Raw genomic sequence first — 12,138 nt, forward strand, 5'->3', positions numbered from 1 at the left:
CACATGCATCGCACCTCCTCCCGCCAGACTTTCGGAGCCTCCCGCTGGAAATTGGTGGGGAAGCTCCGGTTCCTTTACGAAGGCGATGCTCCGGAGGCTCACCGCTTTCGCTACGGGCTCCTCCTCTTCGACGCCGCGACCATCCTCTTCATCGTCATCACGTCCTTCCTGCCGCGCTACCGGGTCATGGAGTGGATCGATGTGGCGATCGGCCTGGTGGTTCTGGCCGATTTCCTGGCCCGGATCGCCATCAGCCGCAACCGGTGGCGGGATCTCGCTCATCCTGCCACCTTCGCCGACATCGCCTCCATCGTCTCCTTCCTCGCGCCGGTGGTGGGGGAGGGCATCGGCTTTCTGCGCATCCTGCGCACGGTGCGGCTCTTGCGCACCTATCAGCTCCTGGCGCGGCTCCGTGCCGACAGCGCCTTTTTCCGGCGCAACGAGGATCTGATCATCGCGACCGTCAATCTCGGCGTCTTCATCTTCATCATGACGGGCTTCGTCTATGAGACCCAGCGCTGGACCAACGACAAGATCGGCAATTACGTCGACGCGCTCTATTTCACCATCGCGGCGCTCACTACGACGGGCTTCGGCGACATCACGCTCACGGGCACGTTGGGCCACCTGGTCTCGGTGGTGATCATGATCTTCGGCGTCACGCTGTTCCTGCGCCTCGTGCAGGTTCTGCTGCGGCCCAACAAGGTGCGTCATGCCTGCCCCGTCTGCGGGTTGCAGCGGCACGACAGGGACGCCATTCACTGCAAGGCCTGCGGCACGATCCTCAACATCCCGGACGAGGGGGCCGTTTAGAGGATCAGGCCCGGGGAATGATCGCGATTCCACGTTGCGTGGCGAAGGAGATCGAGACCGGCGTGCCGGGAGCGATCGGGTCCTGGCGGTCGTATTGAACGACGAACAATTCCCCGATCGGACTTTCCACCTCGTACTCCATCTGCGTGCCGAGATAGGATGCCTTCCTGACCGTTCCCGTGATCTTTCCGGCGGCCGCGGCAGCGTCGTCCAGTGCGATCGCGTCGGGTCGCACTGCAAGCTTCACGGCTCCCTCGCCGACGCCACGACGGGGAAGCTGGATGTTCGTCGTGCCGCCGATCCTCACATTCGCCACCTCTCCGGACGTATCGACGATCTCACCGTGGATGATGTTGGCGTCGCCGATGAAGTCGGCGACGAACAGGTCCGCGGGCTCCTCGTAGAGCTCCCGCGGCGTGCCCGTCTGCGCGATGCGAGCATTCGACATGACGATGATGCGGTCCGAGACGGCTAGGGCCTCTTCCTGGTCGTGGGTGACATAGGCCACGGTGAGGTTCAGGCTCTGCTGCAACTCGCGGATGTCCTCGCGCACGCGGCGGCGCAGCTTGGCGTCGAGGTTCGACAGGGGCTCGTCGAACAGAAGCACCTGCGGCTCCAGCACGAGGGCGCGCGCCACGGCAACGCGCTGCTGCTGCCCGCCGGAGAGCTCCGAGGGCGCGCGCTTCTCAAGGCCCTTCAGGCCGATGAGCTCGAGCTTCTGCATCGCCATCTCGTAAGCATCCTTCTTCGGAATGCCCTGCACCGCCGGTCCATAGGCTACGTTCTCCAGAACAGACATGTGCGGGAAGAGCGCATAGGACTGGAACACCATGCTCACGTCGCGGTCGGCGGCGGAGAGATGAGTCACGTCGCGTTCGCCGATCAGGATCCGGCCCTCGCTCGCCATTTCGAGACCGGCGATCATGCGCAGCGTCGTGGTCTTGCCGCAGCCGGAGGGGCCGAGCAGAGTCACGAGCTCGCCGGGCTCGATGGTGAAGGACACGCTGTCCACGGCGGTGACATTCCCGTAGCGCTTGGTCACGTTGCGGAATTCGACCGAAGCCGCCTGCTTCTTGGATGCCGGGGAACGGGACAGGGAGATGGAGGATATCTGGTTCATGGAATGGCTTGAGCGGCAACGGGGCTGGTTGTGGGACTCGCGGAGCGGCGTCCGAGGCGCCGCTCGCCAACCGCGACCTGGATCGCGAGGATCGCGAACAACATGACGACGATGAGCACGGTGGAATAGGCGATGGCGAGGCCGAACTCGCCCGCTTCGACCCGGCCGACGATGTAGGTCGTCGCCATGTTGTACTCGGCGGTCACCAGGAAGATGACGGCACTGACGGCCGTCATCGCGCGAACGAAGGAATAGACCAGGGCGGCGACGATGGCAGGGCGCAGCAAGGGCAGAACCACCCGGCGCATGGTGGTGGCCGAGCGGGCGCCGAGGGTCAGCGAGGCCTCGTCCAGGCTCTTGTCGATCTGGCTGAGCGTCGCGATGCCGGAGCGCACGCCGACCGGCATGTTGCGGAACACGAAGCACATTACGAGCACGAAGCCCGTGCCGGTGATTTCGATGGGTGGCACGTTGAAGGCAAGAATGTAGGACACGCCCACCACCGTACCAGGGATCGCGAAGCTGAGCAGGGTGCCGAACTCGAAGGAGCGCTGGCCGGAGAAGCGCTGGCGGGTCAGCAGGTAGGCGGTCAGCAGACCGATGGCTGCGGTCAGCAGTGCCGAGACGGCCGCGATCTTGATCGTGGCGAAGAACGAGTCCCAGGCCGAGCCGGAGAAGTAGAGCCCCCAATCCGTCCGCTCGACCCGGAAGCCGGTGAGGAAGTGCTCGAGGGTGGGCGTGTAGTCGCGGCCCATGGAGCGCACGAAGGCGCCCACCAGGATGATCACGTAAACGGCAAGCGTGAACAGAGCCCAGGGAATGGCCGTGAAATAGGAGGCAAGCGCCACGCGGCGGGGCAGGGGCAGGGGAATCCCGGCGTCGCCCTTTCCGGTCACGGTGGTGTAGACCTTCTTGCCGAGCCATGCGTGCTGAAGCCAGAACGCGCCGAGCGTGAAGGCGAGCAGAATGATCGAGAGCACGGCGGCACGCCCCTGGTCCTGCTGGGCGCCCACGACCGCGAAGAAGATCTTGGTTGAGAGAACCTCGAAATTGCCGCCCAGAACGAGGGGATTGCCGAAATCCGCCAGGCTTTCCACGAAGCCGAGGAGAAAGGCGTTCGCAAGTCCCGGCCGCATCAGAGGCAGCGTCACGGTCACGAAGGTGGTCCAGCTTTTAGCACGCAGGGTCTGGGAGGCCTCCTCCAGGGTGGGGCTGATGCCCTGCACGACGCCGATGAGCACGAGGAAGGCGATGGGTGTGAAAGCGAGAAGCTGCGCGATGAAGATGCCGGGGAGGCCGTAGATCCAGCGCGAGCGGGGGACGCCGAACCACTCCCAAAGGAAATTGGAAACTGCGCCGGAGCGGCCGAAGATCAGGATCAGCGCGAGACCGATCACGAAGGGAGGCGTGATGATGGGAAGGACGCTCATCACGCGCAGGAGCCTCTTGTAGGGGAAAGCGGTTCGCGTCGCGATCAGCGCGAAGGCGAGGCCGAGGGCGGTGGTCCCGACGGCCACGAGAAGGCCGAGGAACAGGGTGTTCCAGGCCACCCCGCAGCGCAGGTCGCTGGTGAGGCAATCCAGTCCCCAGATCGAGCGGTCCGTGAACTTGGTCGCGAATTCGAGGGGAGCAAAGCGGCCCTCGTTGTCCGCGAAGGCGCTCGCCAGGATCGTCGTGACGGGAAAAAAGACGAAGACGATGATCAGGGCGATCACGGCGCCAATGGAGGAGGTGACGAACGCATCGCCCCGGCACCAGCCGCGCGCGGCAAGGCCGTGACAGAGAACGATGAGGAAGGCGAAGGAGGTCAGAGAGGCGCCGTAGCCCATGCCGCCCTGGCTGGGACCGTTGCCGCCGGCGAGAGCTTTGAGGGTATCGAGCGTCCAGCCGTTCAGGCCGATCGTGAAGCCCTGGAGAACGATCAGGGCAAGGCCCAGGATGCCGGAGGCGATCAGCCACGTGCCGTTGCGGGCCCGCGGGTGAAGAAGCGCAGGGCGCAGGCTCATGAGAAGCGGCGCGAGAACAGGCAGAAGCCACCACGCTCCCCTCACTCCGTGAACGAGGCCCGAACCTCCGATGACATAGTCGGTGATGGTCGGGGCGGTTGCGCGGTCGAAACCGTACCAGGGCAGGAGGGCAAAGCCGACCCAGCCCAGAACGATCCAGCCAAGGGTTGCCCGTGACATATCTGTTCTCGCGTAACGATCAATGCGGGCCTTCTGCAAAACCCGGCTTCTAAACTAAACATCGAGAAAAGGATGTACCGGCGAAGCGCGTCGGCCTTCGCCGGTACGGATCACGCAGCCTATTTCGGCAGGTTCTTGACCTCGTTGTCCCACTTGGACAGGAGGCGCTTACGCTCCTCGGACGAGCCGTATTTCGCGAAGTCGAAGTTGATCAGCTTGATGTCGGCGAGTTTCGGAGCCTGCGGCGGGACAGGCGTGTTCTTGTTCGAGGGCACCTGATAGGACTTGGCCTCGGCGCCGAGCTTCTGCGCATCCGCCGTCAGTGCCCAATCGTAGAACTTCTTGGCGTTCTCCAGATTCTTGGCGCCCTTGATGATCGACATGGAGCCGATCTCGTAGCCCGTGCCTTCGCAGGGAGCCACGACCTTGACCGGTGCCTTGTCCACGACCATCGTCACGACGTCGTGCATGAAGGCGATGCCAACAGTCGTTTCACCCAAGGCCGCCGCCTTTGCCGGAGCCGCGCCCGACTTGGTGTACTGGTTCACGTTCTTGTGCAGGGCCTTCAGGTACTCGAAGCCTTTGTCCTCGCCCATGATCTGGATGATGGTGGCGAGCAGCGTATACGCCGTGCCGGAAGAGTTCGGGTCGGCGACCTGCACTTCGTCCTTCAGTTCGGGCTTGAGCAGATCGGCCCAGCACTTCGGCTCACCGATCTTGTTCGCCTTGGCGAGTTCCGTGTTGTAGCCGAAGCCCAGCGCGCCGGAATAGATGCCGACCGTGCGCTTCTTCGACTGCTCCCACTGGCGCACGGCCCAATCCTGAAGCTCGCTCATCTTCGGCGAGCTGTATTCCATCGTCAGGCCTTCTTCCGCGGCCTGCATGTGGGGGTCCCCCGTGCCGCCCCACCAGATGTCGCCGCGCGGATTGGAGGCCTCGGCTTTCACCTGGGCGAAAGTCTCGCCCGAGCTCTTGCGGGTCATGGAGACCTTGATGCCGGTGTCGCGCTCGAAGGCGCTGGTCATGGCGCGGCACCATTCCTCCTGCACGCTGCAATACATCACGAGCTGCCCTTGAGCCCGGGCCGCACCGGCCGACAGGAACGACAGGGCGGTCATGGAGCCCGCCAGCATGGTGGCGACAGCGAGAGTCTTCTTCGGTTTCACGGTTTTTCCTCCCTTTGGGTTCTTGTCGTTGTTATTTTTATTGGTCGGCTAAGCTCCCCCTATTGGAGCGCCCGGTCAAGAGCCTTGCCGGCGATGCCAAGGTGAATCTTTGGAATAATTGCCTCAGGGTCAGGGTTCTTTCGCGATGCCCGTCGCAGCCATGAGGGCCTCTGCCAGCTCGGGCGTGCAGGCCAGGACGGGATTGCCGTTGCGTAAACCATCCTTCGCCAGGAAGTGGTTGGTCCAGCCGCCCGCCTCCTCGATGATGAGAAGACCCGCCAGGGCGTCCCAGGAATTGATGTGCAGCTCGCAATAGGCGTCGATCCGCCCATCCGCGACATAGGCGAGTCCCAGCGTGCCGGAGCCTGCGCGGCGCACATTCGCGCCGCTCTTCTTCAGCGTGTCGACGACGGCGATGTAGGGCTCCGGCGGCAGGCGGGTGGACCAGCCGGCCTCCACCGTCGCTTGGCGGATGTCGGACAATCCGCTCACCTTGATGGGCTCGCCGTTGAGGATTGCGCCCCGCCCGCGCTGGGCGGTGTAGAGATCCGCATGCATCACGTCGTAGATCACGCCGATCTCGATCCTCCCGTCGCGCACGAAGGCGATCGAGATTGCGAAATGCGGGATGCCGCGGGCGAAGTTCGCGGTTCCGTCGATGGGATCCACCACCCAGACGTTGCGCTCGAAGGAGCCGCCGCCTTCCTCTCCGAAGAACGAGTCGTCCGGAAACAGCGCGCCCAGACGCCAGCGGATCAGCTCTTCGACCTCCGCGTCGGTCGCTGTCAGGAAGTCCTGGGGCCCCTTGAAATCCGGGCGTTGCGAGCGGGGGCGCTCCAGGAAGCGCTTGCGCGCCAGCACTCCCGCCTCACGGGCGATGGCGCAGGCTGCGGCAAATCTCATGTCCAGGCTGTGGGTCGTCATGGCGTTCGGGCGCTCCTCCGGATCCAAAAGGCGGCCGGTGTGTTGTCAGACATCCACGAAGGTTCATCAAGTTGCAGGGGGCCAAAGCTCCCCGCGAGAGGAGATCGTCCCGACGCCTGCAAAATTGGCCCTTTATTAGCCGGCTCAGATCAACTACGTTACAAGCTAACCGCTTAAAATCATACTCTCGTCGAATGCCACGGACGCCAAAAGAAGAACTCAGCCAAGTCGCAGCGCTCCCTTTCCGCATCAAGAACGGCAAGGTCGAGGTGCTCCTCGTCACCTCCCGCGAGACCAAGCGCTGGCTGATCCCGAAGGGCTGGCCGATGAAAGGCAAGAAGCCGCACAAGGCGGCAGCCCAGGAGGCGGAGGAGGAGGCCGGCGTGAAGGGCGAGATCATGGCCGAGCCCTTGGGCTCCTACGATTACTGGAAGCGCCGCGCCACGCATTTCGACCTCTGCCGGGTCAACGTGTACCCGCTCGCGGTCTCCAAGCAGCTCAAATCCTGGCGGGAGAAGGGACAGCGGGAGGCGCAGTGGTTCGAGGTCGAGGAGGCGGCTCTCCAGGTGCTGGAGCCGGCCCTCGCGGATCTCATCCGCAGTTTGCCGCAGCATGTGTGATGCGCTCGCCCTTCTGAGGTAACGCCCGGAAAATTGCGCCCTTCAGGGAACGCAAGGCTCTCCAGGAAGTCTTTTCCCATATCGAAGCGGCCAGGCAGTCCGGCTTGGCCGTTTGCAGGCATGCTGGAAGGAGATTTCAATGAGGGCCCTCGTTTGGCACGGCACCACTGACATTCGCTGCGACTCCGTTCCGGATCCGGAAATCGAGCATCCGCGCGACGCGATCATCAAGGTCACGAGTTGTGCCATCTGCGGCTCCGATCTCCACCTTTACGATCACTTCATGCCCGGCATGAAGAGCGGCGACATCATGGGGCACGAATCCATGGGCGAGGTGGTCGAAGTCGGTGCGGAAGCCAAGGGTAAGCTGAAGGTCGGCGACCGCGTCGTAATCCCCTTCACCATCATCTGCGGCGAATGCGACCAGTGCAAACGCGGTAACTTCTCCGTCTGCGAGCGCACCAACCGCAACGGACACATCGCGGCGAAAGCTTTCGGCCATGCCACGGCGGGCCTCTTCGGATACACGCACCTGACCGGCGGCTACCCCGGCGGGCAGGCGGAGTATCTGCGCGTGCCCTTCGCGGATGCGACGCACATCAAGGTGCCGGACGGCATCCCGGACGAGAAGCTCCTCTTCCTGAGCGATATCTTCCCCACCGGATGGCAGGCGGCCGTTCAATGCGACATCCAGCCCACCGACACCGTCGCGATCTGGGGCGCGGGTCCCGTCGGTCAGATGGCGATCCGCAGCGCCATCCTGCTCGGCGCCAGACAGGTGGTCGTGATCGACCGCATTCCGGAGCGTCTCGCCATGGCCGAGGCGGGTGGAGCGATCACCATCAATTTCGATGAAGAGAGCGTCGTCGAGCGCCTGAACGAGCTCACCAACGGCAAGGGGCCGGAGAAGTGCATCGATGCCGTCGGCATGGAAGCTCACGCCGCCGGCACGGTCGATGCCATGTACGACCGCGTGAAGCAGGCGGCGATGATGGAAACGGATCGCCCCCACGTGCTGCGCGAGATGGCCTATGTCTGCCGTCCTGCGGGAACGCTCTCCGTTCCGGGCGTCTATGGCGGGCTTCTCGACAAGATCCCCTTCGGCGCGATCATGAACAAGGGTCTCACGATCCGCACCGGCCAGACCCACGTGAACCGCTGGACCGACGATCTCCTGCGGCGCATCGAGGAGGGGCAGATCGATCCGTCCTTCGTGATCACGCACACGGTCGGGCTCGAGGAAGGGCCCGAGATGTACAAGATCTTCCGCGACAAGCAGGACGGCTGCGTCAAGGTCGTTCTCAAACCCTGAGAGGTGGACGTCATGCGCTACGAAACCGAAAGAACCCGTCGGCGCGGTCATGCCGACACCGCGACCGACACCCTCGCCCGCGGTCTCGGGATCTTCTCGATCGCTCTCGGCATCGCCGAGGTGGTCGCGCCTCGCGCGCTGGCCCGCGCGCTCGGCATGAAAGGGCAGGAGGGATTGATCACGGGCTACGGCCTGCGAGAGATCGCAACGGGCATCGGCATTCTGGCATCGAAGGACCCGACGCCCTGGATCTGGGGGCGCGTCGCGGGCGACGGCCTCGACCTCGCGACGCTCGCCACCGCGCTGGAGAGGGACAATCCCAACAAGCGCAACGTGGGCATCGCGATGGCGGCCGTTGCCGGGGTGACGGCACTCGACGTCTATTGCGCGCAGACCCTGAGCCGTGAGAGCCCGCATCCGCTGCCGCCCCTGCAGGACTATTCCGACCGCACCGGCTTTCCGCGCGGCGTGGAGCAGGCACGCGGAGCGGCGAGCGATTTCGAGGTCCCGCGCGACTTCCGCACGCCCGAGGCCCTGAGGCCCTACACGCAGCCCGACTTGCCGCAGAATCCGATGCCGTCTATGTAAATGGAATGGCCAAGCCGCAGGTTTTTACCATCGGTTACGAGGGAGCGGATGTGGACCGCTTCCTCGCCACCTTGGAGGATGCGGGCGTGGCGACGCTCGCGGATGTGCGGGCCGTCGCGCTCTCGCGCAAGCGCGGATTCTCGAAATCGGCGCTCCGTGACGCCCTTGCGAGCCAAGGCATCGGCTACGAGCACTTCATCAGGCTCGGAACGCCCAAGGAGGGCCGCCAAGCGGCCCGGGCCGGCGACGGCGATCTGATGCGCCGCATCTATTGCGACGAGGTCCTCTCCAGGGAGGAGGCTCAGGAAGCCTTCCGCGACCTGGAGGAACTGGCCGCCTCGAGGCCGGTCTGCCTTCTCTGCTTCGAGCGCGATCCTGCAATTTGTCACAGGCGTGTCCTGGCGCAGCAGCTGGCGAGCAGAGGCTTCGAGATCGTGGATCTGACGGTTCTCTAGTGGACCCGACAAAGGCTGCACGCCGATCGGAGGGCGCGAGCCCTTCGCCCGAGCGGCTGAGCATCCGAAGCGGGAGGCGGCGTCAGGTGGCGCGGGATGGGCTGGACAAGCGGGAACCCGGCTCATAAGTGACTCGCATGTTTGAAGCGCAATCTCTCCCGTTCTCCGCCAGCAAGCGCGACCTTTATGCTTCGCTTGCCCAGCAGCTCGCTCCCCTGCTGGAGGGCGAGCCCGATGCCATCGCCAATGCGGCCAACATGTCCGCCCTGATCTATCAGCTTGTCCCCGACCTGAACTGGGCCGGGTTCTACTTCATGCGCGGTCCGGAGCTGGTCCTTGGTCCGTTCCAAGGCAAGGTTGCCTGCGTGCGGATCGCCGTCGGCCGCGGCGTGTGCGGCACGGCGGTCGAGCGCAAGGCCTCCATCGTCGTGCAGGACGTCCATGCTTTCCCCGGACATATCGCCTGTGACAGCGCCTCCCGCTCCGAACTGGTGGTGCCTCTCATCAAGGACGGGCAGGTTCTGGGGGTTCTCGATCTCGACAGCCCGCATCCGAACCGGTTCGACGAGGAGGATCGAGAGGGATGCGAGCGGCTCGTTCAGATCTACCTCGCCGCGTCGGAGCTGGGCGGCTAGAGCGTTCTTCGGCGAGGCGGATCCGGTTCGCTGAAGAGCGCGGAAAAGCAAAGCAGTGAGCTGACTCCACGTTCACGAAAACGGCTCTATCGTATCGTGCGGACCCAGAGGGCCACGCAGAACGATGCGCTGAAGGGTGCAAGGCTTGCCTGTGGAAGCGACGGAAGAGCCTGAATCCGATAAGCGTGAAACTCTGCCCCCGGAACATTTGGAGCATGCGTCGAAGCCGCACCGTCAATTTCTCCGCCCCGTGGAGGGGAAGGATTGTTCACGTCCTGCCGACAAGGGAGCGTGAAACCTTTTCTCTTTGATGTCGAACCATCAAGCGGCCCATGTGAGGATGGAACCGCGCTCATCGCTCTGCGGAGCTCCAATCAGGCAGAAGCGGAGCGTTTAACGACTCAGGATTCCTTTGCTCAAATCAGAGCGTACCGTGAGCGAAGCATTGTATCCTTCAGACCAGCGACACCGGAGAACAGCTTCCTCCTAAGGTGAAGGGGCAATGGATGAACGACACCCATTGGCGCGAATTTCCGATATGCCCCTTTATGGGACGGGATCAGTTCGCGGGCATATTTTGATCCCATGCAGCCCCGTTCACTGCGCCTCGGCTATCGCCTTGAGCGCCGCTTCCCGGTTGATCATGTACTTCTCGCCCTTCTCCAGCGATAAGGCGCGGTCAAAGTCGGCAAGGGCCTCCCGGGGGCGGCCAGTCTTCAGGTACACCCATCCGCGGCTGTTCCACGCCCCCGACATCTTTGGATTGAGCTTCACAAGCGCATCGAAATCGGCAAGAGCCTGTGCGTACCAGCGGCGGCTCGTATAGGCCAATCCGCGGCTCAGGAGGGCCTCCTGCTTGAGGCTCGGGTCGCCGTTCTCGAGGACGGTCGTGCAGGCATATATCGCCTGCGGCGCATCCTTTGCCCCGAGCTTGCAGAACCTCATCATCCCCGCCGTGTCGTCGGACGCCGTGGCCGGCGCAGCGGCGAGGATAAGCGATGCAGTGACGGCCGAAATGTCCAGCAGGCGTTTAATCATCTTCTATTCCCACGTTGGGAAGCCAATAGCGCTTGACCCGAGAGGATGGAACACGAACTCCATCCGATGGTTAAGGCCGGTCCATGCGCGTAGGACAATCCGCAGTTCCGACAAACGCCTTTGTCGTCTTCCTCAGGACCAGGGTGCGACTGGCACACCGAGCAGGCGGAGTTGAAAGGTGTGGAGAGAGATAGCTCATTCCTCCTCCAATCCGTGAGACGGACGGGCCGTGCAAAGCCTACACGACACATCCGACTCGCGTTTTTCGAGTGACTGAATCAACCGTAGTCATAGCTACGGTCACACGGATTGTGGGGAAGAACAGCCCGAGAATGAGCGTGTGACAAACGTGCCGAAATAGGCGCGGGTTCTTGCAGTGCTCTGCATCGAGCTGAAGGGGTGAGGTTTCGAACCTGTGAACCCAAGTCCTTGGTTTACAAGGAAGATCGATGGTGCTGCCAGAGAGGATCGAACTCTCGACCTCTCCCTTACCAAGGGAGTGCTCTACCACTGAGCTACGGCAGCGCGCCAACGAGTGGGCCGCTTACTGCCACAGCGCGGCCCAAGGTGCAAGATTGAAATCGATCTTTTATTCGGCGGCCTGCACTTTTGGTGCGAGCGGCAGCTGGAGCGCAGTCCACACCTCCACGAGCGCGGCGCCCAGAGCATTGATGAGAGCGTCGGTGTGGAAGGGGCCGGGAGTGATGCGCAGGCGCTCGGTGCCGCGCGGCACGGTGGGATAATTGATCGGCTGGATGTAGATGCCGTGCTTCTCCAGCAGGCGGTCCGAGGCAGCCTTGCAGGCTTCCGCGTTGCCCACCATCACAGGCACGATGTGGGTCGCCGTGTCCATGATCGGCAGGCCGAGGCCGCTCAGCACTTGTTTGGTGCGCGCCACCTGGCGCTGCTGCATCTGGCGCTCCTTGGAGGATGCCTTCAGGTGGCGGATCGAGGCCGTCGCGGCCGCGGCCACGGCCGGGGGGAGGGCGGTGGTGAAGATGAAGCCCGGTGCGAAGCTGCGGATGGCATCCATCACCGCCTTGGCGCCGGTGAGGTAGCCGCCCATCACGCCGAAGGCCTTCCCGAGCGTTCCCTCGATCACATCCACCCGGTGCATGGCGCCATCCCGCTCTGCGATGCCGCCGCCGCGGGGGCCGTACATGCCCACTGCATGGACCTCGTCGAGATAGGTCATGGCGTTGTAGCGCTCGGCCAGGTCGCAGATCTGGCGGATGGGTGCCACATCGCCGTCCATGGAATAGACGCTCTCGAACACGATGA

The 12,138-nt window shown here is 63.7% G+C and carries 12 protein-coding genes and 1 tRNA gene; 6 read left to right on the forward strand and 7 right to left on the reverse strand.

What is annotated here, in order from left to right:
• Positions 1–3 precede the first annotated feature (3 nt).
• Positions 4–813, forward strand: a complete 810-nt coding sequence (locus GR328_RS20525) for a potassium channel family protein (protein WP_160887151.1) — start codon at positions 4–6, stop codon at positions 811–813.
• A 4-nt stretch (positions 814–817) separates the two neighbouring features.
• Here the strand turns inward: GR328_RS20525 and GR328_RS20530 are convergent, their stop codons facing one another.
• The 4 genes from GR328_RS20530 to GR328_RS20545 all read right to left on the reverse strand — a co-directional run bounded on the left by GR328_RS20530 (position 818) and on the right by GR328_RS20545 (position 6,209).
• Positions 818–1,933 (reverse strand): ABC transporter ATP-binding protein, encoded by a 1,116-nt coding sequence (locus GR328_RS20530; protein ID WP_160887153.1) that lies wholly within the window; start codon positions 1,931–1,933, stop codon positions 818–820.
• Positions 1,930–4,119, reverse strand: a complete 2,190-nt coding sequence (locus GR328_RS20535; RefSeq protein WP_160887155.1) for an ABC transporter permease — start codon at positions 4,117–4,119, stop codon at positions 1,930–1,932. Before GR328_RS20535 ends, GR328_RS20530 begins: the two co-directional genes overlap by 4 nt.
• A 119-nt stretch (positions 4,120–4,238) precedes the next feature.
• Positions 4,239–5,252 (reverse strand): ABC transporter substrate-binding protein, encoded by a 1,014-nt coding sequence (locus GR328_RS20540; protein WP_160887177.1) that lies wholly within the window; start codon positions 5,250–5,252, stop codon positions 4,239–4,241.
• Positions 5,253–5,414: 162 nt separating this feature from the next.
• The gene (locus tag GR328_RS20545; RefSeq protein WP_160887157.1) at positions 5,415–6,209 is read right to left on the reverse strand and encodes an inositol monophosphatase family protein; all 795 of its coding nucleotides are present in this window, start codon (positions 6,207–6,209) and stop codon (positions 5,415–5,417) included.
• A gap of 194 nt (positions 6,210–6,403) precedes the next feature.
• Here GR328_RS20545 and GR328_RS20550 point away from each other — a divergent pair, with 194 nt between their 5' ends.
• From GR328_RS20550 to GR328_RS20570, 5 genes are all read left to right on the forward strand, one after another.
• The gene (locus GR328_RS20550; protein WP_160887159.1) at positions 6,404–6,829 is read left to right on the forward strand and encodes an NUDIX hydrolase; all 426 of its coding nucleotides are present in this window, start codon (positions 6,404–6,406) and stop codon (positions 6,827–6,829) included.
• Positions 6,830–6,968: 139 nt separating this feature from the next.
• A complete protein-coding gene (locus GR328_RS20555; RefSeq protein ID WP_160887161.1) occupies positions 6,969–8,141 on the forward strand; it encodes a zinc-dependent alcohol dehydrogenase in 1,173 nt (390 codons plus the stop codon).
• 12 nt (positions 8,142–8,153) lie between these two features.
• Positions 8,154–8,729, forward strand: coding sequence for a cyclase dehydrase (locus GR328_RS20560; protein ID WP_160887163.1), 576 nt, complete (start codon positions 8,154–8,156; stop codon positions 8,727–8,729).
• A gap of 5 nt (positions 8,730–8,734) precedes the next feature.
• Positions 8,735–9,184 (forward strand): DUF488 domain-containing protein, encoded by a 450-nt coding sequence (locus GR328_RS20565; protein WP_160887165.1) that lies wholly within the window; start codon positions 8,735–8,737, stop codon positions 9,182–9,184.
• A 137-nt stretch (positions 9,185–9,321) separates the two neighbouring features.
• Entirely contained in the window at positions 9,322–9,819 is a 498-nt protein-coding gene (locus tag GR328_RS20570; protein WP_160887167.1) for a GAF domain-containing protein, read from the forward strand.
• Positions 9,820–10,416: 597 nt separating this feature from the next.
• On the opposite strand, the gene GR328_RS20575 is transcribed toward GR328_RS20570, so the two are convergent.
• From GR328_RS20575 to hemA, 3 genes are all read right to left on the reverse strand, one after another.
• On the reverse strand, positions 10,417–10,857 hold the full coding sequence (locus GR328_RS20575) for a tetratricopeptide repeat protein (protein ID WP_160887169.1): 441 nt from the start codon (positions 10,855–10,857) through the stop codon (positions 10,417–10,419).
• Positions 10,858–11,307: 450 nt separating this feature from the next.
• A tRNA-Thr gene (locus tag GR328_RS20580) sits at positions 11,308–11,382 on the reverse strand.
• Positions 11,383–11,446: 64 nt separating this feature from the next.
• The coding region (hemA, locus tag GR328_RS20585) for a 5-aminolevulinate synthase (protein ID WP_160887171.1) at positions 11,447–12,138 on the reverse strand (692 nt) is incomplete at its 5' end.

Source organism: Microvirga makkahensis, assembly GCF_009830105.1.
Classification (GTDB): Bacteria; Pseudomonadota; Alphaproteobacteria; order Rhizobiales; family Beijerinckiaceae; genus Microvirga; species Microvirga makkahensis.